Annotated in this window: 24 protein-coding genes and 2 riboswitches; of the genes, 10 read left to right on the top strand and 14 right to left on the bottom strand. The window is 36.4% G+C overall.

What is annotated here, in order from left to right:
• The first annotated feature begins 31 nt into the window (after positions 1-31).
• Positions 32-1,612 carry a lactate permease LctP family transporter gene (locus NST66_RS01150; protein ID WP_033580673.1) on the top strand — a complete coding sequence of 527 codons (1,581 nt, stop codon included), beginning with the start codon at positions 32-34 and terminating at the stop codon, positions 1,610-1,612.
• A gap of 97 nt (positions 1,613-1,709) precedes the next feature.
• Here the strand turns inward: NST66_RS01150 and NST66_RS01145 are convergent, their stop codons facing one another.
• On the bottom strand, positions 1,710-2,702 hold the full coding sequence (locus NST66_RS01145) for a zinc-binding dehydrogenase (RefSeq protein WP_033580674.1): 993 nt from the start codon (positions 2,700-2,702) through the stop codon (positions 1,710-1,712).
• A gap of 414 nt (positions 2,703-3,116) precedes the next feature.
• Here NST66_RS01145 and NST66_RS01140 point away from each other — a divergent pair, with 414 nt between their 5' ends.
• Positions 3,117-3,647, top strand: coding sequence for an IseA DL-endopeptidase inhibitor family protein (locus tag NST66_RS01140; RefSeq protein WP_340843028.1), 531 nt, complete (start codon positions 3,117-3,119; stop codon positions 3,645-3,647).
• A gap of 340 nt (positions 3,648-3,987) precedes the next feature.
• Here the strand turns inward: NST66_RS01140 and NST66_RS01135 are convergent, their stop codons facing one another.
• Positions 3,988-4,257, bottom strand: a complete 270-nt coding sequence (locus tag NST66_RS01135) for a hypothetical protein (protein ID WP_028414328.1) — start codon at positions 4,255-4,257, stop codon at positions 3,988-3,990.
• Between the two features lie 127 nt (positions 4,258-4,384).
• On the opposite strand from NST66_RS01135, the gene NST66_RS01130 reads away from it, so the two are divergent.
• Positions 4,385-5,527, top strand: a complete 1,143-nt coding sequence (locus NST66_RS01130; protein WP_013081622.1) for an AI-2E family transporter — start codon at positions 4,385-4,387, stop codon at positions 5,525-5,527.
• A 35-nt stretch (positions 5,528-5,562) separates the two neighbouring features.
• On the opposite strand, the gene NST66_RS01125 is transcribed toward NST66_RS01130, so the two are convergent.
• Positions 5,563-5,958, bottom strand: coding sequence for an SET domain-containing protein (locus NST66_RS01125; RefSeq protein ID WP_028414329.1), 396 nt, complete (start codon positions 5,956-5,958; stop codon positions 5,563-5,565).
• A 335-nt stretch (positions 5,959-6,293) separates the two neighbouring features.
• Here NST66_RS01125 and rarD point away from each other — a divergent pair, with 335 nt between their 5' ends.
• Together rarD and NST66_RS01115 are read left to right on the top strand one after the other, a co-directional pair.
• The gene (gene rarD, locus NST66_RS01120; protein ID WP_310877484.1) at positions 6,294-7,214 is read left to right on the top strand and encodes an EamA family transporter RarD; all 921 of its coding nucleotides are present in this window, start codon (positions 6,294-6,296) and stop codon (positions 7,212-7,214) included.
• A gap of 62 nt (positions 7,215-7,276) precedes the next feature.
• A complete protein-coding gene (locus NST66_RS01115) occupies positions 7,277-8,047 on the top strand; it encodes a TatD family hydrolase (RefSeq protein WP_028414331.1) in 771 nt (256 codons plus the stop codon).
• A gap of 32 nt (positions 8,048-8,079) precedes the next feature.
• On the opposite strand, the gene NST66_RS01110 is transcribed toward NST66_RS01115, so the two are convergent.
• Entirely contained in the window at positions 8,080-8,217 is a 138-nt protein-coding gene (locus tag NST66_RS01110) for a lmo0937 family membrane protein (RefSeq protein ID WP_013055244.1), read from the bottom strand.
• A 187-nt stretch (positions 8,218-8,404) separates the two neighbouring features.
• On the opposite strand from NST66_RS01110, the gene NST66_RS01105 reads away from it, so the two are divergent.
• Positions 8,405-8,848 (top strand): YfmQ family protein, encoded by a 444-nt coding sequence (locus NST66_RS01105; RefSeq protein WP_028414332.1) that lies wholly within the window; start codon positions 8,405-8,407, stop codon positions 8,846-8,848.
• Between the two features lie 574 nt (positions 8,849-9,422).
• Here NST66_RS01105 and NST66_RS01100 read toward each other — a convergent pair.
• From NST66_RS01100 to NST66_RS01080, 5 genes are all read right to left on the bottom strand, one after another.
• Positions 9,423-9,950 carry a GNAT family N-acetyltransferase gene (locus NST66_RS01100; RefSeq protein ID WP_051137139.1) on the bottom strand — a complete coding sequence of 176 codons (528 nt, stop codon included), beginning with the start codon at positions 9,948-9,950 and terminating at the stop codon, positions 9,423-9,425.
• A 69-nt stretch (positions 9,951-10,019) separates the two neighbouring features.
• The gene (nikA, locus tag NST66_RS01095; RefSeq protein ID WP_340843027.1) at positions 10,020-11,561 is read right to left on the bottom strand and encodes a nickel ABC transporter substrate-binding protein; all 1,542 of its coding nucleotides are present in this window, start codon (positions 11,559-11,561) and stop codon (positions 10,020-10,022) included.
• Positions 11,562-11,705: 144 nt separating this feature from the next.
• A riboswitch (cobalamin riboswitch) is annotated at positions 11,706-11,896 on the bottom strand.
• A gap of 2 nt (positions 11,897-11,898) precedes the next feature.
• Positions 11,899-12,903, bottom strand: a complete 1,005-nt coding sequence (gene ftsZ, locus NST66_RS01090) for a cell division protein FtsZ (RefSeq protein WP_014461739.1) — start codon at positions 12,901-12,903, stop codon at positions 11,899-11,901.
• 359 nt (positions 12,904-13,262) lie between these two features.
• Positions 13,263-13,652, bottom strand: a complete 390-nt coding sequence (locus NST66_RS01085) for a tautomerase family protein (RefSeq protein ID WP_340843026.1) — start codon at positions 13,650-13,652, stop codon at positions 13,263-13,265.
• A 167-nt stretch (positions 13,653-13,819) separates the two neighbouring features.
• Positions 13,820-13,978: a hypothetical protein gene (locus NST66_RS01080; protein ID WP_165635927.1), complete on the bottom strand. Its 159-nt coding sequence runs from the start codon at positions 13,976-13,978 to the stop codon at positions 13,820-13,822.
• A 260-nt stretch (positions 13,979-14,238) separates the two neighbouring features.
• Here NST66_RS01080 and NST66_RS01075 point away from each other — a divergent pair, with 260 nt between their 5' ends.
• Positions 14,239-15,192, top strand: a complete 954-nt coding sequence (locus tag NST66_RS01075) for a TRM11 family SAM-dependent methyltransferase (RefSeq protein WP_033580681.1) — start codon at positions 14,239-14,241, stop codon at positions 15,190-15,192.
• A 37-nt stretch (positions 15,193-15,229) separates the two neighbouring features.
• Here the strand turns inward: NST66_RS01075 and rluF are convergent, their stop codons facing one another.
• Positions 15,230-15,946, bottom strand: a complete 717-nt coding sequence (rluF, locus tag NST66_RS01070; protein WP_328157922.1) for a 23S rRNA pseudouridine(2604) synthase RluF — start codon at positions 15,944-15,946, stop codon at positions 15,230-15,232.
• A 276-nt stretch (positions 15,947-16,222) separates the two neighbouring features.
• On the opposite strand from rluF, the gene NST66_RS01065 reads away from it, so the two are divergent.
• The gene (locus NST66_RS01065; protein WP_328157920.1) at positions 16,223-16,756 is read left to right on the top strand and encodes an MFS transporter; all 534 of its coding nucleotides are present in this window, start codon (positions 16,223-16,225) and stop codon (positions 16,754-16,756) included.
• 56 nt (positions 16,757-16,812) lie between these two features.
• Here the strand turns inward: NST66_RS01065 and NST66_RS01060 are convergent, their stop codons facing one another.
• The 4 genes from NST66_RS01060 to NST66_RS01045 all read right to left on the bottom strand — a co-directional run bounded on the left by NST66_RS01060 (position 16,813) and on the right by NST66_RS01045 (position 18,876).
• The gene (locus NST66_RS01060; RefSeq protein WP_328157918.1) at positions 16,813-17,160 is read right to left on the bottom strand and encodes a hypothetical protein; all 348 of its coding nucleotides are present in this window, start codon (positions 17,158-17,160) and stop codon (positions 16,813-16,815) included.
• A 27-nt stretch (positions 17,161-17,187) separates the two neighbouring features.
• Positions 17,188-17,433 carry a hypothetical protein gene (locus NST66_RS01055; protein ID WP_028414340.1) on the bottom strand — a complete coding sequence of 82 codons (246 nt, stop codon included), beginning with the start codon at positions 17,431-17,433 and terminating at the stop codon, positions 17,188-17,190.
• Between the two features lie 69 nt (positions 17,434-17,502).
• A complete protein-coding gene (locus NST66_RS01050) occupies positions 17,503-17,952 on the bottom strand; it encodes a hypothetical protein (protein ID WP_028414341.1) in 450 nt (149 codons plus the stop codon).
• Positions 17,953-18,387: 435 nt separating this feature from the next.
• A complete protein-coding gene (locus NST66_RS01045) occupies positions 18,388-18,876 on the bottom strand; it encodes a QueT transporter family protein (RefSeq protein ID WP_028414342.1) in 489 nt (162 codons plus the stop codon).
• Between the two features lie 9 nt (positions 18,877-18,885).
• Positions 18,886-18,930, bottom strand: a riboswitch (PreQ1 riboswitch).
• Between the two features lie 195 nt (positions 18,931-19,125).
• On the opposite strand from NST66_RS01045, the gene NST66_RS01040 reads away from it, so the two are divergent.
• Both NST66_RS01040 and NST66_RS01035 read left to right on the top strand, forming a co-directional pair.
• The gene (locus NST66_RS01040; RefSeq protein ID WP_221818394.1) at positions 19,126-19,536 is read left to right on the top strand and encodes an Lrp/AsnC family transcriptional regulator; all 411 of its coding nucleotides are present in this window, start codon (positions 19,126-19,128) and stop codon (positions 19,534-19,536) included.
• A gap of 383 nt (positions 19,537-19,919) precedes the next feature.
• Positions 19,920-20,786: a YitT family protein gene (locus tag NST66_RS01035; RefSeq protein WP_028414344.1), complete on the top strand. Its 867-nt coding sequence runs from the start codon at positions 19,920-19,922 to the stop codon at positions 20,784-20,786.
• The last annotated feature ends 213 nt before the right edge of the window (positions 20,787-20,999 follow it).

The raw sequence follows: 20,999 nt of genomic DNA, 5'->3' as shown, positions 1-20,999 counted from the left end.
CTCCCTTGTTTTAAATATGTAGTAGAGGTGTATGAATATGACGTGGACTCAAGTATATAATCCGTTAAATAATATTTGGCTTTCTGCACTAATTGCACTCATCCCCATCATCTTTTTCTTTATTGCTTTAACTCTTTTGAAATTAAAAGGACACATTGCTGCTGGTATTACGGTACTTCTTTCTATGATTATTGCTATTTATTTTTATGATATGCCTGCCTCAATGGTCTTAGGAGCCACAGGCTATGGGTTTTTGTATGCACTTTGGCCCATCAGCTATATTATTATCGGCGCGGTGTTCTTATACAAGCTAACTGTCAAAAGCGGACAGTTTACTACCATTAGGCAATCTATTATTTCAATAACCGATGACCCCCGCTTGCAAATGCTGCTTGTTGCTTTTTCCTTTAATGCTTTTTTAGAAGGAGCAGCAGGATTTGGAGCTCCAATTGCCATTACAGCAGCGCTTCTAGTTGGACTTGGATTCAAACCGTTAAAAGCAGCGGCGCTATGCTTAATTGCTAATACAGCTTCAGGAGCTTTTGGCGCCATGGGGATTCCTGTCATTGTCGCAGGACAAGTATCTGGCATTGATCCAAAAGAAATTGCTCATTTTCTTGGCACGCAGCTTCCGATTATTTCTTTTCTTATCCCTTTTTTACTTGTCTTTATTATGGATGGGATAAAAGGATTAAAAGACGTATGGAAAGCAACGAGCATCACAGCCATTTCCTATGCACTGACGCAGTATTTAACTGTTACATACATCGGCCCTGAACTTCCAAATATCACATCTTCTATTGTGAGTTTGCTTGCTCTTGCTTTTTATATTAAAAGAACAAGCCCGGCAGCAGCTAAAAGTTTCAGCCTGTCACCAAAACAAATTTTAAAGGCTTGGTCTCCTTTTATTCTATTAACGATACTCGTTACGGCTTGGAGCATTTCTTTTGTCAAAACGGCGCTTGAACATCTGAACCTGCTTATTAACGTCCCATTTTTACACAATCACGTAATTAAAGCAGCGCCTTTAGTAAAAGATCCTACGCCTTACGCTGCTGTCTTAAAAATAGACTTATTTGCAGCAACAGGTACGGCAATTCTTATCGCTTGTATCCTTTCAGTTTTCTTGCTTAACGTATCGGCAAAAGTGGCATGGACCACTCTTTTGGAAACCGTAAAAGAACTATCAAGACCTATTATGACGATTATGATGGTCATTGCTTTTGCTTTTATTTCAAATTATTCAGGACAGTCCTCTACACTTGGATTGGCACTCGCTACATCAGCTGCTTATTTTCCATTTTTATCTCCATTTCTTGGCTGGATTGGCGTATTTCTAACGGGGTCTGTCGTATCGAATAATGCGCTGTTCGGCAACTTGCAGCTAACTACTGCTCAGCAAATTAATGTCTTGCCAATTATTCTCGTAGCCGCTAATACTGCCGGCGGCGTGATGGCTAAAATGCTTTCTCCTCAATCAATTGCTGTCGCTGCTGGAGCAGTAGGTTTAGCCGGAAAAGAGGGTGAACTGTTTAAATACACGCTCAAATACAGCATGGGATTTTTGATACTAGGAGGATTTGTTACCTTTTTATTGGCTTGGTGGTTATGATAAAAAACTGCTAAAAATCCTGTTATTACCTTGTTTCTTTCATTTAAACAAACGTTTGATTATATAAAAAAGTCCCCAGTTAGCGCCGGGGATTTTTTTATTCTGAAATAAGTAAACCTATATTGCCAAATTGTTTTCCTTTATCTAATCGTTCGCAAGCTGCAGCTGCCTCTGACAGCGGATAGAATCTATCGACGATTGGTTTAATTTGATGTTTCTCTATAAAATTCATCATGTCCACAAATTCTTCCTGACTTCCCATAGATGTGCCAAGTATATTGAATTGAGGATAAAAAATAGTTCTTAGAGGCAATTCAACTTCATTTCCAGAACTCGCACCAAAATTAACAATTCTTCCATTTGGCTTTAGTATTTCAAAATACGTCGGAAATAAAGCTGCCCCCACACTATCAAGTATGATATCTACTTTTCTATCGTTGATTTCTTCTTTTAGGTTACTTCCACTGTCTAATGCATAATCAGCTCCGTACTCTAGGGCTTGCTTTCTTTTTTCATCACTTCTAGAAGTAACCGTTACGTCAGCTCCGATAGCTTTTGCGAATAACAAGCCATAAGTCGCGACTCCGCTCCCTATACCAGGAATAAGTAGATGTTCTCCTTTTTTTAACTGCCCTTTTGTAAAGAGAGCTCTATACGCAGTTAAAGCTGATAATGAAAGAACTCCCGCTTGTTTCCAAGATAGATAAGGCGGCTTTTGCACAACATTATCCGCTTTTATGATTACATACTCTGCAAACGTTCCATTCGATGGACCACCTAAAATTTTAGGCGTAAACGGAATGTCCTCTATACGATCCCACTCCAGACTTGGATTAATGATCACTTCTATTCCAATTTTTAAACCTTTTACGCCTTCTCCCACTTCTTCTATAATACCTGCACCGTCTGAACCGGGAATAAACGGCTTATCTCCTTTGCCTCGATTATTCATAACAAATAAATCTCTCCGGTTTAAACCTGCTGTTTTTAACCTTACTTTTACTTCTCCTCTTTCAGGGGGCATCTCCTGAAGATCTCTGTAATTCATGCCTGCTATACCGCTTTTCTCACTATGTATAATGACTTTCATGATTTCGCCTCCTCTTAATCTACTCTACTAAAAAGCTCAAAACCGAAAAAGAAATATGCCCAAAAAAAGGAAAATAAACTTTTAAAATCGCTTTTTCACCGTTTTATCTTTATTTTTCTGTATCCTAAAAGTATTCAGCTTCTTTTATTACATTTTTGTTACAAAAAAGATTATTTGTAACAAAACGAATATAAAATAGAAAAATCGGTTTAAAAATCCTGATAAATCAACATTTATCCGCAATTTATTTACTATATCTACTTCAGAAACTAGTAAAAATCTAAAAAAATTTAAGAAAAAAAGACAAAACACTTTCTTTTATTACAGATTTATTGTAATATAAATGTAACAAAAGAAATATAAAACACATAATTGTTACATAAATAAGGTTAATTAATTAGGAGTGAGTTAGAAATGAAAAAAATTGGACTAGTTTTATCATCAATCGCTATTTTCTTTACACTAAGCACTGGAGTTACAGCACAAACAACATCTTCAACACTAACGGATGCAAATGCTGTCAAAATTGCAGCTAGTGCCAGCAATCATTTCTGGAGTGCTCTGCACGGTTATAAAAACAAACCATGTACAGAACGTACATTTGAATATAAAGGAACTGAGTACGTGTACCTTTGCCCTGAATTTGATACAAAAGCTGAGCTATCAAGCTACTTATCTGAGACATTTACAAATAGTGCAGTAGAAAAAGGATTAACAAATTACGGCTATATCACATATAACGGCAAACTTGCACATCCAATCGGCGACGGATTCAGCATGTTAGAGTGGTCAAAAGCAAAAACAAAGCTTGTGTGTCAAACAGCAACAGTTCGCTCTTATGAATTCACAGTTCCAACTGTAGATGGCGGCAGTGTAAAACGAACTGTCACATTCTATAAATCTAATTCTCAGTGGAAAGTAAATAAATTTGACGCTGTTCAATAATAAAAAAAGCAGGCCTGCTTGAGCAGACCTGCTTTTTTCTTTTTGATCGATAACATAAATAAAACTTCTACTTACAGCGCTCTAATAGCTGTAAATAGAAGTTGAGATCACAAGTTTAAGTAAATCAAATTTTGTCGAATCCTGTAGAAACATTGATAAGTTACGTTTTATATTACAGGCTAAACCGCTTGTTGTCAACATGATTTAACAAAAAGATAAATCGACATATACTAAACATATCAAAGACTTTTTGATATCGCAGTTGGCAGACATTATTCTATACATATATCAATGCAAGCAAGAAAGAAGCGCTCTTCATTTCCTATTAAAAATAAAAACATTAGCTTGGATTTTGTTCATGTTCCTTTGGGTTATCATGTACAGGGTGCGCCCCTGGGAATAACCTTTGAGCTTTTTCATGAAGGTTTTTGTTTTCATAATTAAATGCGCTATACGTTCGCTGCCCTTCTTCCCATGAAGTAGATTTCCCCAGTTTTTGATTAACCGGAGAGCCGAAGGGACCGTCTGGAAATTCTTCAGCGGTTATATACTCGTGGCTTTTTTCTACTGTAGAGAAATCACGATACGAGGGCTGTTTGTCTTCTTTCAATGATTTCACCCCTTCTTTCTAGAAGATTTTCTACTAGTATGCACACTTCTTTGTAAAAAACCCTCTTAAATTAGTCTAAATCAGGGTATGATAACTATACATTTACTTTTTAAAGGAGTTGAACAGCTTGGAACCTAGACCTCAGAAAGGAACTTTTTTCCGAGAAAAAATCTTAAATAATAAATTTGTTGTATATACAATTATTATTTTTATTCTCAGCATGACTATTTTTTCGTTATCAAAAATCGGATTTATTTTAATTCCTATCTCTATTTTTATTAAAACAATCGCACTGCCGATTATCTTAGCAGGAATTTGCTTTTATTTATTTAATCCGCTTGTTGACTTTTTAGAACGAAAAGGTGTAAAACGAATTATTTCCATTCTTGTTTTATACATAGTGATTATCGGCGCATTAGCCATTATTATTTCATCGGTTATTCCGCCTCTAAAAAATCAAGTTGACCGTCTTATTGATAATATCCCAGAGCTGACGCATGACGTTCAGCATGCGGTGACGAACCTTTCGAATAACCGATATGTCGAACAAGGCCTTCAGTCGGCTAACACGGACCTAGATAAGATTTCAAAAGATGCATCAAAACACTTGAGTAAATATGTTTCTGGATTTTCAAGCGGTATTGTGAACTTTGTCGGCACCATTACAGAAATTATATTATCGGTTGCCGTTTTACCCTTTATTCTTTTCTACTTATTAAAAGATGGGAAAAACTTACCTAATTACATTGTAAAACTGCTTCCAAACCGCTCTCGTTCTGAAGCTAAATTCATTTTAGCCGACATGAACCACGCATTAAGCGCATATATTCGCGGGCAAATTTTTGTTGCGATTTGTATAGGTGTACTGCTTTTCATTGGCTATCTGATTATTGGGTTAGATTATGCATTACTTCTAGCGATTATCGCCATGGTAACCAATGTTGTCCCTTACCTTGGTCCTATTATCGCCATTATTCCAGCCATTATTATTGCGTTTATTACGTCTCCTTTCATGCTTGTAAAACTGGCCATTGTCTGGGCAGTTGTTCAATTGCTTGAAGGCAAAGTAATCTCTCCGCAAATTATGGGAAGAAGCCTGGATATTCACCCGATTACGGTCATTTTTGTCATTCTAACCGCCGGAAACTTATTCGGAATCATCGGTATTATTTTAGCCGTTCCTGGATATGCCGTTTTAAAAGTTATTATTACGCATATTTACCAATTCATCCGTTTGAACTCTACTATGTATCCAGATAAAAAAGCATAATAAAAAGCCCATCGATTTTCGATGGGCTTACCTTTTTACTTTTGTTCTTCTTCATCTTCACGATCAAACCAAAGGAGCTCTTGATCATCTTCATCTCCATTATAGTTGATGAGAATTTCTTCTCCTGCTTGGATATCCGTATATGCATAAAAATCAAAGGTATGATTGTCAAAATTAATTTCATACGTAGCATTGGGTGTATACGAGTGATTAAACAGCATACCGTATCCCAAAAGAATAGCCGTATGATTCACTCCATATTCAAAAGCATAATCCGCTAGTGTTGTTTTCTCAATAAAATCATGCTCTTTATTAGGATAAGCGATAACAGGAGCTTCGTGAATAAGCGTTCCTTTTTTAATATCTTGCTTAGCAAATACACCTCTGTTAAATTCTCCGTCGCTTATCGTAGACATTTTTATTTCGATCATATTCGTCACCTATATATTCTTTCCTCTAAGATTTTCTTCTTCCCTAAGCTTGACAGTTTATAATGGGGAAATCAACTGTTTTTCATAACCACTTGAATATAAGCTGAAGGAACGCTTATCATACGCACTTGTGTAAGCACTTACCTTGTTAGAAACACGCAATTTGATTTTATTTTAGACATAGAAAAGCAATGACCTGGCGCATAGCGCTTTTTTGAGCCATTCAACATGTGAAGAATCGTTTTTCTCTGTGATATAATCGTTTATGCTGCTTTTTTATGTTAATCTATGACTTTTATTACTGATTTTATCTTATGTTAGAAAGAAGGTTTCACATGAACTTAAATCACGACAGAGATGGTGTGATATATGCGGTCCTTTCTTATCTTATGTGGGGGCTCACGCCAATTTATTGGAAGCTGGTTCACCACGTAGCACCAGGTGAGATTTTAGCTCAGCGCGTTTTTTGGTCTTTTATTTTTATGCTTATTCTTTTATTAATGACAAAGAAATGGCGTACATACATTACGTTTATAAAAGAAATAGTGAAAAAACCATCCTTATTCTGGTCCCTTTTTACTGCGTCTGTACTTATTAGTGCAAATTGGGGCATTTTTATGTGGGCTGTCATTAATGGAAAAATAGTAGAAGCGAGCCTTGGACAATATATTAATCCCCTAACAAGTGTTTTATTAGGTGTTATTTTCTTAAAAGAGAGATTAAGCGGGGCTCAAATTTTTGCATTTATACTAGCAGGAATCGGCGTCTTAACGCTTAGTCTTCATTATGGTGTGGTTCCTTGGATTTCGCTTAGCTTAGCTGTTACCTTCGGATTATATGGTTTGGCAAAGAAAAAGATTAAAGCTGATTCAACGATTGGATTAACTCTTGAAACGATGGTCATCTCCCCTATTGCATTAGCATACATAGGCTACCTTACGTTTCAATCACACTTGCAGTTTTTTGATTCTTTTTCAACAAGTCTTTTATTAATGGGCAGTGGAGTAGTTACAGCTTTACCACTCCTATTATTCACAAAAAGTGCTAAAAAAGTATCATTATCAATGCTTGGTATTCTTCAATATATTTCACCAACCTTGTCTTTGCTAGCAGGAGTCATTCTATACCATGAATCGCTAACAAAAGCTCATGTTATTGCTTTTAGTTTTATTTGGTTAGCTCTTATTGTTTATACGTTCTCATCTATTACTAAATGGGGGAACAGAAAACAAATAAGAAATGAAGTGGAGGCTTAACAGCATCATACACTCTCTTACGTATTATTTTTAAACAAAATAGGCTGAGAGGAGCATTATTTATGAAACGCATTATTGACTCGCATATTCATCTAGATCAATATGAACAGAAAAGCTGGAAAGACATAGTTGAGCAGGATCCTTCGTTACAAGCGCTTATTTCTGTATCTTCTACATTACACTCTTGCCAACTTAATCAAAAAATCAGCAAGTTATATTCCTGCGTGAAACCTGCCTACGGATTTCACCCTGAACAAATGCTGCCTTCTTCAAATGAATTAGCGGAGCTGTTTGCTTGGATTGATCAAAACAATGAAGAAATGATCGCTGTTGGGGAGGTTGGCCTACCTTATTACTTAAGTCAGACCTATACTCTTTCTCTAGAGCCCTATTTGGAGCTGCTTGAAGCTTTTATTATTCATTCAAAAAAATGGGGGAAACCGTTAATTCTTCACGCTGTATATGAAGATGCTGAGATCGTGTGCGACTTACTAGAAAAACATTCTGTGCCTAAAGCTCACTTCCACTGGTTCAAAGGAGCTAAAAAAACCGTTGAACGAATGAAAAACAACGGCTACTATATTTCCGTTACACCTGATATTGTATATAAACCTAAAATCCAAGCGCTTGCCACAGATTACCCTCTTGACTACTTGATGGTCGAAACAGATGGTCCGTGGCCATTTGAAGGACCTTTTCAAAACCAGACAACGGTTCCATCAATGATGCATCAGTCCGTTCAGGAAATAGCACGTCTCAAAAGGGTTTCTGTAACGGAGACATATGATTTTTTATATCGAAATACAGCTCATTTTTATAATCTCTCCACATAAAAAGCCTTTCCCTAAGGAAAGGCTTTTTATATCTAAATTCGTTTCACAAGTTTTACGATCAGCACAATCACTGCAATGACAAGAAGAATGTGAATGATGCCGCCGCCAATATGAAAAACTAATCCTAATAACCAAAAAATAAATAAAAGTCCAATAATCGTCCACAACATAATTTTTTCTCCTTTTTTATATGTAGTATTTGTTATAATTTTATATTTCCCTAAATGTGCATAAATAAACGCATTTCATATACATCTTTTCACTAAAGAAGGTTCACATAATGTACAAAAAGCAATCATGTTCTCTGTGGTAAAATAAGTATGTAATCTTATTTAATTTAAGCGGAGATGATTAACTATGACATGGATTGTATTACTTTCCATCATTCTTGTAAGTGCACTCAAAATATTAATAACGTGTCTTCCAACTCCAGTGGTCAAATGGCTTATGACTAAATTTCAGTTACACCCAACACTTGATGATCAAAACGCTACTGTCACAGTTGATGGGAAACATTTAGAAGGCAAAGACAAAATGCAAGTGATTGATTATTTTAATAAAGCAACATTTTTAAAACAATATTATGTCCATGAAGGAAATAAGGACTATTATAAACACCTAGAAGACAGTGAAACTCCACTTGTTATCGATACGAAAAAAGGGAAAAACGATGTTCGACTATGCGTATACAGCTATCATGATCATGTCGACGTCGTGAAACAATACAAAAAGAAGATTATCGCCTACAGCCTGCTGTCTGATCACCTTCAAAAGCAGTCCATAACAGCTGACCTAGCTTAAACCAGTCGCCTACAAGGCGGCTTTTTTAGTTTTTAGTTTTAGTTTGAAGTTACCTTATTTAAAAATACTAAACTTTAACATTAATTCTAATGCTATAACATAAATTAATAGAATTTTCTAAATTTTTAAGAGGTGATGGATAATGCTTTCTTTGTTAGGGTTTGGAATGATTGCTACTTTTCTTTCTTTTCAAGTGGGCCTTTGGGACAACTATTATCATGACAATTACAGCCATTTTAACGAACGCTGTTTCCCTTTTGACTTCTACTATAAAAAAAGGAAGCCGACTACCATAAGGCAATCGGCTCACACATGTAGGATATTGATTTAACACTAACAAAGTACAACACAACACTAGTAATTATATAATATATTTCATTATTTTGAAAGCGATTTCATATATATTTTTAAAAATATTTTGTTACTTGTTTTTTATAGAAAAAAACCACGTTTCAGCCAATTCGAAACGTGGTTCTTTTCTGTAAGGACTTGCCCTACAGGCTATAAATGTAAGTTACGTTCATTATAGCATGAGCCCATATACAGATTCCATGGTAATTACTGTATGATCTCGTTACGTTACGACTCGTTGTATTTTTCTGTCCATGTGCAGCGTATTCCATGGTTCGTCCTGTTCAGCTAGCCTTTTGATAAAGCCTTGTGAAGCCCAAAAAGGAATAGCGCCAGGTAAGAAAGGATGAGTATGCAGATACAGCGTGTCATAAAAATGACTTTGGGCAAATTGTTCAACTGCTTTTAACAGCTGCTGTCCAATGCCTAGACGCCGGTACGCTGGATCGACATAGCATTTTACAATCTCAGCTGCAGTTCTATGTTCATATCGCTCTTTTAATGCATGAAACCGTCCATCGTAAGCGTATAAACCAATGGTTCCAATTACTTGTTGATTTTCCGTAACAGCTGCAAAAAAAGCAGCGTCTTTCGCTTGAACGTAATGTTCATTAAAATGAAGCAAATCCACAGGAAGCTGATTTTTTTCCAGCATAGGAAATAGCTCATTCCGCATATTCATGACAAACTGAATCACTTCAGCATCCTTTTCTTTTACTTCTTTAATTTGATACATTTGTACTTCTTGCACGTTTACTGTCACATCCTTTTAACGATCATTGTATACTTTTTCTTTTCTCTGCTTATGCTGCACTGTTAACTACGGCGTTACGTCTAAATGCTGAGTCAGCATATAATACTCGCTTGGATTTGTTGTCCAGTTTTTCACTTTTTGATTATAAGCAACAACAATGTTTGGATGTACAATTGATGACGTCAGCATTTTTCTATTAATCAAAGCGGTTGCTTGTTTGGCTAACTGATCTCGTTTTGCGTCATCTACTGTTGAATTTAACTGTTCTATCATTTTTGTTAGCGTATCATCATTAATCCGGCTGGCATTTAAACCACCGCCGGGCAAATAGTTCGTACTTAAATAATAGCTGGCATCTCCTCTAGGTGCTGTGATAAGGCTGTACAATGCTAAATCCCAATCATCTTTTGCCATTACATATTCATCGCTATCTTCAACTAGGTGAATCTTAATAGTAATTCCTAACTCTTTGGCATTAGACTGTATAAGCTGAGCAATTAAAGGCAGTTCTGGCAAAGAACTGTATGTGACAAGAGAGAGCGATAGTGGCTTTCCATTTTTAATTGCTTTGTCATTTTTGATTTGATAGCCTGCTTTCTCTAAATATTTTTTAGCAGATGTCATACCTCTTTGCTCATTAGCAGTACTATCAGCAAAAGGAAATTGGGGTAAAAACGGACCTCGAGCCGCTGCCGCTTGATTGTTCATGATGCTGCTAACAATTTCTTTTCGGTTCAATAAGGTATCGATAGCTTTTCTTACATTTTCGTCTTTTAATGCGTCATTAGTTTGATTGTAAAGCAATAAATGGGTGCGCACACTAGGTACTCCACTTACTTTAAAAGACGGATCTGTTTGTAAAGTGCCCAAGCTTTCTAAAGGCGGGCGATAAATAATATCGGCTGTTCCAGATTGAAGAGCAGCAACTCGCGCATTAGCATCTTCGTTAAATCCAAAGATCGCACTTTTCAATTTCACTTTTCCACCCCAATAATTTTCATATCTTTCTAATTTTACTTGATTTCCTTGATCAAAAGACAAGACGCGAAATGGACCCGTACCAATGGGCTTCTTAGCTATATTAGAAGCATCAACATCTATAATAGCTGTATTTGGATGCACTAATTCAGAAGGAAATTTAGGCATTGTTTCTTTTAATGTAATTGTCAGCGCATGACTGTTCGCTTTCATTTCTTTAATATTTAAAGCGTTTTTCATCGCATAACTTTGGTCTATCGTTCTTTGAAGAGAAGACTTAACGGCATTTGCATCCAGCGCTTTTCCGTTTTGAAACATGATGTTCTTTCTTATCATAAATGTCCATGTAAGGCCGTTATCTTTCGTTTCCCACTTTTCAGCAAGCCAAGGCTTTATTTTTAAATCGTCGTTGATTTTAACAAGCGTCTCCCCTACTCCCCCACGAACTGCTGTATAATTATCGTCCGTATGAGGATCAAGCGTTGCAGATGTAAAATTAAATAAAAACGTCACACTTTTATCCGTTTTCTTTCTTTCTTTTATACTTACACTCTCTTCATTAGGAGCGCAAGCAGTGAGGCAAAGTAACACGAGAAATATCATAGATACAAGTTTTTTATTATTTATCATTCATTTTTCCACCTTCTATTTTAATACACAAAAAAAAGCACTTCTAAAAAGAAGTGCTTGCCTTCACAACAAATTCAGATAAACGTATCCCTTGTTTATCGTATTTTTGATTCTGCCAAAACACCTCCCTATCCTCGTAGGTTATTGCGTGCTGCGATTTATGGCAGGTCTCCTGGCTTCAAGTCATTGCCTTATACCGCCTTCCCGTCTCTAAATAGACAGTGGCTTTTTGACATAAGGCTCCTTGTTACAGTGGCGGGACCGCTCCGGATTTTCACCGGATTCCCTTTTAAGGCAATTGAAAAACAATTGCCACCATAAAAGCTGGTTATTTAATTTAGTAGCGTGCTCTTGAAACTCTAGAAGTGGAAGCTGATGGTGAAATATCTTCATCATCAAATCCAGTGGCAATGACGGTTACCATCATTTCGTCCTTTAAATCTTCATTAATCACAGATCCAAAAATCATATTTAAGTCCTGATCAGAAGCGGACGTGACAATATCTGCTGCTTCCTGTACTTCGTAAAGACTCAGGCTGCTGCCGCTCGTAATGTTCAGCAGCACGCCTCTTGCTCCATCAATCGATGCATCTAGCAGCGGACTAGAAATCGCTTTTTTCGCTGCTTCAATTGCTCGATCTGATCCCGAAGCTCGTCCGATACCCATAAGCGCAAATCCTTGATTAGACATAATTGTTTTTACATCAGCAAAGTCAAGGTTAATCAGCCCCGGAACAGCGATTAAATCTGAAATACCTTGAATACCTTGGCGAAGAACATTATCTGCTTCACGGAATGCTTCAAGCATAGGTGTCTTTTTATCAACGATTTCAAGCAAGCGGTCGTTTGGAATGACAATAAGGGTATCTACCGATTCATTCATCGCAGTAATACCGCCTACTGCTTGCTTGGTACGTTTATTTCCTTCAAACTTGAAAGGGCGAGTAACTACTCCAATTGTTAAAGCATTTAGTTCACGGGCAATTTGGGCAATAACCGGAGCTGCTCCAGTACCAGTGCCTCCCCCCATGCCAGCTGTTACGAATACCATATCTGCGCCTTGCAGTACTTCTTGAATTTGCTCTCTGCTTTCTTCTGCAGCTTCTCTTCCTACTTCTGGATTAGCTCCTGCACCTAATCCTCGCGTTAATGCCGCACCAATCTGCATTTTCACATCTGCTTTAGATAAATTAAGCGCCTGAGCATCCGTATTAACGGCGATAAATTCTACCCCTTGTACACCATGTTCAATCATACGGTTAACGGTGTTATTTCCTCCACCGCCGACTCCAATTACTTTAATTCGCACTAATGGCGATACATCTGCATCAAATCCAAACATTCTAAGTTCCTCCTCAATGATCAAAATTACTTTCTCTTATTATCCGAAAAAACACGTGAAGAACCTTTTACTCCTATGTTTAACGCGTAACTGTTCTTTTGTTTTACAGATTTTATACATTTCTCTTTTAACCTTTAAATCTTTACATCTTTATGTAAAATTATTGTTGTTCTGAAGTTAGTACGCCGAACTCTTTTTTGGTTTTCCCACTCAAAACGGCATATAAGCTTATTGTATCATTCATTTGACAGATGTCTGTATTTAATTTTGAGTAAGATGTGACTAAGAGAATAATATTTTTATAGACAAAATGAGAAAAAGCCCTTAGAAATAAGGGCTTCTCTAGATAATAAACCATTTTATAATTTCCCAGTTAAGAATTGAGCTTCTCCCATACCAAAGCTCCAGTCAGCATTACCGTTTTCAACAATTGAAATCATAATGTCGCTTGGCTGAATTCCGCAGCTTTGTCCCAGCTCTTTTACAATTAATTTGTAAAGAGCTTGTTTTTGCTCTTCTGTTCGCTGTTTGCTCGTCACACTTATAATAACCAAATCCTTGCTTCTCTCAAAGCCAAGACCTGTATCTTCAATAATCATTTCATGAGCAGGATGCTGATGTACAATTTGATAACGATCGCGTTCTGGGACGCCAAAGGCTTCTAGCATCGCTCGATGAGTAGCATCTAGTAATGCTTTTAACTCTTTTTCGTCTCTTCCTTCTATTACATCAAATCTAAGTAATGGCATACTAAGTAACCTCCAGCTTTTTGTCTAATGTATTATTGCTTTATCATATCACAACTATCATTTGTAAAAAAAAGATATGCTATTCACAATGTGCTCTCTAGTGAAAGAGACCTCAAACTCTTCAATAAAAGCTGAACCTAATAAAAAGAAATGAGCAGCATAACGACTCATTTCATTAGTACAAAAATATTTATAATAAGAGCTAAAATACATGCAGATACAATGGCAATGAGTACGTTCATCACAAGGTTTTGCGAGGATGTTTTAGCTTGTTTTTTCATATCAGCCCGACTCATCTGTTGCTTTTCATGATCACTTTTAGACATCACGTAGCCTCTCCTATTCATCAAAATGTCAGCAGTGTATAAATGATTTTTGAGAAACCTTGATCCAGTTCTTTTGTATAAACAGCAGCACATGCAGGTTATCATCAGTTATTTTAGCATGTTTTGTCAAATAAGTGGACTATGTAGCGCTTCAATTTAGTATTCACAGCCAAATATATTTAAATTCGTTGCTTTTCTCTTCTTTTCTCGCTATTGTTTGAGAAGAAGGATAATTAGATACGATAAAGGATGATACGATATTGAATAACCATACGCAGCTGCCTCAGTATATCTACACATACGCATGCAGCGAAGAGGAACTCTCACTATGTCAATTAGAGAGACGCTCTCTTTTTGAAATTGAAACTGAGAAACCTATCATAAGAAGCGCCGTTAAACTTGATCCAAGCAGAAGCCCTTTTATCAAAGAGCGATTAGATATTATGTATGAATCAGATGACCTTGCAGATATTTGCAAACAAGTAGAAGATATTGACCTTGGAGATCAAACATTTAAACTCATTTTTATGAAAATTAATGACTTAGAAAAAGATCAAAAAATAAGCTATAAAGGTCAGCGTGCGATTGAACGTGATGTGGGTTGGCATTTTGTAGCAGAAGCAGACTTGCATAACCCTGACCATTTGTTTGGAATTGTTCCATTTGAAGGACGCTGGTATTTTGGAAAATATCAAAAAAGCGAAGCTGTATGGCTGCATCATTTGAAGAAACCGCGTGAATACTCTACGGCACTCAGTACCCGCCTTGCAAGAGCTGTAGCTAACATTGCCGTTCCAAAGCCTGAAGGAATCAAAGCGATTGATCCATGCTGTGGTATTGGTACAGTCCTCGTAGAAGCTCTTTCAATGGGCATTGATATTGTAGGACGCGATATCAACCCACTTGTGACCGACGGATCTCGTGAAAATATTGCGCATTTCGGCTTAAAGGGTGATGTCAAAACCGGACCGATTTCGGATGTTACCACTCACTATGACGTAGCGATCATCGACATGCCTTACAATCTCTACACCCACGCGACGCCTGAAGATCAGCTTTCTATTTTAAAACACGCTCGCCGCTTTGCGGATAAAGTAGTCGTGATTACAGTAGACACGATTGACCATATGATTCATGAAGCTGGCTTTTCTATTTCAGATCGCTGCGTAGCGCGCAAAAGCGTATTTTCTAGACAAGTAGTTGTATGCGAATAAAAAAAGACACCAGTCTAACAGGCTGGTGTCTTTTGATTTACCACTCTTTAGGTTCATAGTCTAATTCTTTGAATAGCTGCGTACGCTCTTTTTTCGTTAAATCTCTCCATTGCCCAACAGGCAAGTTGTTTAAGTGAATATTCATAATACGCGTACGCTGAAGTCGGTATACTTCATATCCGAGCACTTCACACATACGGCGAATTTGACGATTTAAGCCCTGTGTTAAAATAATTTGAAACTCGTACTTAGACAGCTGTGTCACTTTACAAGGAAGCGTTTTTGCACCTAAAATTTTTACTCCCTCAGACATGTTTTTGATAAACTCAGGTGTAATCGGCTTATCTACTGCAACAATATATTCTTTTTCATGCTTGTTTTCTGCACGTAAAATTTCGTTAATAATATCGCCGTCATTTGTAAGTAAAATTAAGCCGTCTGAATCCTTATCTAGTCGTCCGACATGATGAATACGCAAAGGGTGATTGACTAAGTCAATGATGTTTCCCTTTACTTTTTTCTCACTCGTACTTGTAATGCCGACTGGTTTATTAAGTGCAATATATACATTATTTCGAGCAATCCGAAGCTGTTGGCCACTTACTCGAATATCATCGCCAGGCTTAACTTGATCTCCGATTTTTGCAACCTTTCCATTAACGGTTACTCTTCCTTCACTAATTAACTTATCTGCCCCGCGTCTTGACGCTTTGCCAGATTCGCTAATAAATTTATTCAGTCTCAGGTGAATCACAACCTTACATTTAAAAATTTTAAAATTTGTCTCTTCTATTAGAAACCGATATGTGTCAATTTCTATACCGTCCCTATCGTAACATGCTATACGCTTCTCGTCTTCTTTTAATTTCATTACTTGACTATATTTTTTTCACAGCAATAGAAGTATAGATCCAAAATACTTTGTAATCTTATTCTTAACATTTCAAGCAATGCTTACACCTGTCAAACTAACGTCAATCTCCACTTCTATGCAAGACCTAAACGTCTAGATTGACTGATCAGTATAGAGTTGCTACCATCAGGTTTTCTTATGCTTCCAGGAGGAGTAACGCTGGCTCTAACAGCTATGGTCGGAGGAAGTTTGTTTGATAAAATTGGATTTAAACCGCTGCTTTTAACAAGTTTAATTCTTTTAACGTTTATTTTAAGTTTGTTCACTACCATTTCAAGAGAAACAACTACGATGACTGCAGCTATTTTATACGCTGCCTTTACAATTGGCGTAGATTTAAGCATAGGACCCGTAATGACGCTTGCTTTAAATCAAGTACCTAAACCTCTTCACGCTCACGGTTCAGCCATTTCAAATACGATTAACCAAGTTTCAGGCGCAATTGGACCCGCTTTGTATACAAGTATTATGACAATGGCTTCTCAGCACTTTATTCAACAATCAAATGAAACGAATAAAACGCTGTTACAAATAAAAAGTATGACAAGCGGGGTCCATACCGTCTATTATGTAGCCATCGCTTTCGCTATCGTTTCGTTCCTGCTCGCTCTTACGTTAAAGAAAAAAGACCAGCAGCTGGAGACGCAATAAATAAGAAACTAACAAGAGCTGCTCAAGTCATGAGCAGCTCTTGTTACATGCCGAATTTATATTACAAATGTAAAAGCAATCATAGATACTATGAAAGCAAGAATAATAATACCTCTCTTTTTTTCTGTTTTCCATGCTTCAATAGCGCCCGCGATACCACCAATGACTAAAATAAAAGTACCCATAATGTGCAGAGGCAGCAGCGATAATACTCTACCTAAACTCGCCATCACTCCTCCAATCAATATAAAGCCTGTTGTTATAATCGATTTTAATGATGTTAAGTCTCGTATAGCTTCTTGTTTTTCAGTCTTACTCAGTTTAAAGTACTCTATTATACTAAAAGCAGCGGGTGTTCCCCATAAAATAAAGAAGCTAACTAATCTATCCGTGTCTACATTCACTGTTTATTCACCACCGCTATTAGTTTCTTATACACTTTTCCTAACCCATTTTTTAGAGATAAAAAAAGCGGCTGTAGCTGCTACAGCGGGAATCATAAAAGCAAAGCTACCAGAATAACTGCCAAACGTTACTTTACTTGATAATCCTTCGATTGAGCTCCACATAGTCGAACTTTCTGGAACATATAAGAGCGTAAGAATCATTCCTGATAGCAGTTGAAAGCTACCCAAGAAAACGATGAAACTAATGATAAATAGTCCATATCTCTTCACTAAAATCTCCCCCTTGATTTATATACGATTTCACGCTTCATAAGTTCCATCATTTAACAAATCCATGTATTATTCTCGCTTCAAAGATCCTCCAAAAGAAAATTGATGGTAGTCATCGATCTTATTCCAATATCCTATGCACTTTACGTCAGGCTCATCAATAGCTAACGCTTCTTTATTAATTCCTTTATAAGGAAGAAATGCAGTCAACTTTACCTTTTGTTTTGGCTTAATATTTAACTTATTTCCTTCTGCTAACACCTTAAATTTATTTTCAGAATAACCGTTTTTTATTTTTAGTGGATACGATAAAAATACGTCGTTTTGTTTGATGGTCAAATCGCTCTTGTTTACGAATTCCAATTCATACGAAATCCCTTGCTTCATCTTTTGTTCTTTGATGACGTTAATATGGATCTTTTCTAGTTCTCTTAAAGGAACGTTGTCTTCTTCTTTTGAACACCCGGCAAATAAGATAGCTAACACTAATAAAACAAGAATTCCTAACTTTCTATTCAAAAAATAATCCCCTCTCTCGTAACAAAGATTATTTTACAATTATAACTCAAAAAAGTTATTTAATGGTAAAAATACACAATTAAAAAAGCAAACCTTGTCGGTCTGCTTTTTTAATTGCTACGCATAGGTAATGTGTTGTTGTGCGAAAAACTTTTCGATAAGGAGTTTGCCAACTATATGTATATCGTAACAAAAGAAAAAAGAACGCGCTGTGAGATTTGTCACTTCTTCTTTCAAAATAATCTAATTGAATACTCGCTATTGCGTTACGCAAAAAGAGCAGAACGCAATAGCGACCTGCTCTTTTTACATGCTAGATATGGGTAATTTGTCCATGCGTGAAAAGCTCTTCAATAATAAGGGGTTTATCACTACACTTATAGAATAACAAAGATAAAAAGATGCGGCTGTGAGATTTATCACAGCCGCATCTTTTTATCCAACTAGCTTATTAAATTGTACACGTTTATTAATGGCCGCCATAATTGGTGCTCCAACAAGCATAACCACAAACTCACCAACAGCTGTTGTTAACCACGTAAAGAAAAATGGTAAATCAAATGCTAGGTGCAGTTCAAACGCAATAATAAACATCGTAAACGTAAACACAAGTGTATTAATAAGCATACGAGCCCACATATTTTTAATGTAGCGCATAGAAAAAATGGTAATGAGTAATGATAGTACAGATTGTCCTACCCCAAACACCAGATCATAAGCGACCATTGGTGAAAAAAACAAATTCGTCAGAAATACCCCTAGTACAATGCCGTACACGTACTTTTTATTAAATACAATCAAATGATTGAACATTTCTGATATACGAAATTGGATATTGGTGAAGCCAAACGGCTGAATTAACATGCTAACAGCAATATACATAGCTGCTAAAAGACCGTTGACGCAAAGTGTTCTTATATTCATCTTACTATTCTCTCCTTAGTTTTTTAACGTGGGATGGTTACGAACCACGTAAACACTCAAAGAATCATACAGCAAGCTTAAGCTTTCGTCAATCTAGCTGTTTGCAAACTACTGCTGCTTTCATGTCTTCCATATTGACTGCTCTTTTTTCTTACTTTTCTTTAGTATAAAATAGAAGACGTATCCGTATACATAGGTGACATAAAGTAGTTAAACCTTTTGATTTGAAATACGAAAGGATTTGTAGCGATGTTAGATAATACAGATAAGCGCATACTAGAAGAGCTATCAAAAAATGGACGTATGAAGATGAAAGAATTAGGAGAAAAAGTGCATTTAACCGGACAAGCCGCTTCTGCTAGAGTATTAAAGTTAGAAGATGAAGGCATTATCAAAGGCTATACAATTAACATTGATGAACGAAAACTTGGCTACACCGTCCATGCATTTTTAAATATCTATACGCAGAGCATTCATCACCACCCCTACCTTACATTTGTAGAAAGTCAGAAGAAGTACGTTATCAACAACTTTAAAATTAGCGGCGATGGCTGCTACTTACTAGAATGCAAATTTCATTCAAATGAAGAACTAAATGCTTTTTTGACAGAGCTAAATCAGCATGTGAATTACAAACTTTCAATCGTCATTAACAAATAAATTTTTTAAAAAAATAAAGGTATATTAGTTTATGAAAATGGTAATCCTAATAACGTATTCCCCCTATTCCAATAAATTTGAAAATCCTTTGCGCCGTCGCAAAGGATTCTTTTTTTATGTAGGAAACCGCCTTCTATTTTTTGAAAAGTTGAACATCTCTCATAGCGTTGACATAGCGGTCAGAGGTTTATATAATCGGTGACATCGAAGCATAGAAAAGCAGACTCAAGACATTATACACGTATCGTAATTCTTCGTCTTAGAAGTTGATCAGTTTTATAACTAGACAATTTCTAAGACGTTTTTTATTTTATCATTTGTGAAACACTAGTAAAAACAAGATTCCACGTGAAAATATCCTAATGATCAGGGAGGTTTGCATATTGAAAACAATCTATAAAGACATCATTTTAATTATTGCCGGAGCGCTTTTAGTTGCTGCATCCATTGATTTTTTCGTCATTCCAAATAAATTAGGTGACGGAAGTACGGTTGGTATTGCTCTTGTTTTATATTATTTATTTCATATCCCTACAAGTATCAGCACATTTCTTGTGAACCTTGTATTCATTGCCTTAGCTTATAAATTTCTAACTAAAAAAACCATTCTCTATACGATTCTAGGAGCTGTCATGACGTCCGTTTTCTTAGGTCTGGTCAGCTATATTCCTTTTCACGTTCACGACATGATTTTAGGAATTGTATTCGGGGCTTTACTAATGGGAACAGGACTGGCACTCATTTTTATCGCGGATGGATCTACCGGCGGCACAACTCTTTTAGCTTATTTATTAAACTACACAAAAGGCTACAATATCTCGAAAAGCATGTTCTACATGGACAGCGTCATTATTTTAGCATCGGTTTTTGCTATTGGCGTCAACAATACCCTCTATACTTTTATATTCGTCTATCTTTGTGCTAAAATCGTCGATGTTGTTATCGAAGGTTTCCACAACAAAAAAGCAATGACGATTATGTCTGATCAGTACAAAGACATTGCGCAAGTTATCACCAGTGAATTTGGAAATGCAGCTACCATCTTTTACGGATATGGCTACTACGCCAACAAAGATAAACGCATTATCTACGTTGTTATTAAAAAGAACGAGTTATTAAAAATTAAAAAGAAAATCCAGCAAATTGACCCGAATTCTTTTATTGTCATCCACGAAGTAAAAGAAGTTGTCGGCGGAAAATTTGGATTTATCGGCAATTCGCCTCATGAAACAAAAGCCGCTGCTAAATAAAAAAATCCACCTCTTGGTGGATTTTTTTATGAAAAAACCGTTAAGAAAAACGAAAAGATCCCTGCTAAAAAGTAAACTGACCCTAACGCAATTGCTCCTGTAACGACCGTAAATACACTTAATCCGATAGCCACCTTCATTTTCATCCACATCCCTTTTTAGATTAGTAGTATAAGTATGTCCAAGAATAGAAGATTTATAACTATGCCACCC

The sequence above is a fragment of the Priestia sp. FSL W8-0524 genome (genome assembly GCF_038005965.1).
GTDB lineage: Bacteria > Bacillota > Bacilli > Bacillales > Bacillaceae_H > Priestia > Priestia zanthoxyli.
This window is presented reverse-complemented; position numbering and strand designations above follow the sequence as displayed.

What these genes read in the sequence shown, in the direction of transcription:
- NST66_RS01150 (WP_033580673.1), top strand. Translation starts at nt 32, where the DNA reads ATGAATATGACGTGGACTCAAGTATATAATCCGTTAAATAATATTTGG.
- NST66_RS01145 (WP_033580674.1), bottom strand. Translation starts at nt 2,702, where the DNA reads ATGAAAGTCATTATACATAGTGAGAAAAGCGGTATAGCAGGCATGAAT.
- NST66_RS01140 (WP_340843028.1), top strand. Translation starts at nt 3,117, where the DNA reads ATGAAAAAAATTGGACTAGTTTTATCATCAATCGCTATTTTCTTTACA.
- NST66_RS01125 (WP_028414329.1), bottom strand. Translation starts at nt 5,958, where the DNA reads ATGATCGAAATAAAAATGTCTACGATAAGCGACGGAGAATTTAACAGA.
- rarD (WP_310877484.1), top strand. Translation starts at nt 6,294, where the DNA reads ATGAACTTAAATCACGACAGAGATGGTGTGATATATGCGGTCCTTTCT.
- NST66_RS01115 (WP_028414331.1), top strand. Translation starts at nt 7,277, where the DNA reads ATGAAACGCATTATTGACTCGCATATTCATCTAGATCAATATGAACAG.
- NST66_RS01110 (WP_013055244.1), bottom strand. Translation starts at nt 8,217, where the DNA reads ATGTTGTGGACGATTATTGGACTTTTATTTATTTTTTGGTTATTAGGA.
- NST66_RS01105 (WP_028414332.1), top strand. Translation starts at nt 8,405, where the DNA reads ATGACATGGATTGTATTACTTTCCATCATTCTTGTAAGTGCACTCAAA.
- nikA (WP_340843027.1), bottom strand. Translation starts at nt 11,561, where the DNA reads ATGATAAATAATAAAAAACTTGTATCTATGATATTTCTCGTGTTACTT.
- ftsZ (WP_014461739.1), bottom strand. Translation starts at nt 12,903, where the DNA reads ATGTTTGGATTTGATGCAGATGTATCGCCATTAGTGCGAATTAAAGTA.
- NST66_RS01085 (WP_340843026.1), bottom strand. Translation starts at nt 13,652, where the DNA reads ATGCCATTACTTAGATTTGATGTAATAGAAGGAAGAGACGAAAAAGAG.
- NST66_RS01080 (WP_165635927.1), bottom strand. Translation starts at nt 13,978, where the DNA reads ATGTCTAAAAGTGATCATGAAAAGCAACAGATGAGTCGGGCTGATATG.
- NST66_RS01045 (WP_028414342.1), bottom strand. Translation starts at nt 18,876, where the DNA reads ATGAATATAAGAACACTTTGCGTCAACGGTCTTTTAGCAGCTATGTAT.
- NST66_RS01040 (WP_221818394.1), top strand. Translation starts at nt 19,126, where the DNA reads ATGTTAGATAATACAGATAAGCGCATACTAGAAGAGCTATCAAAAAAT.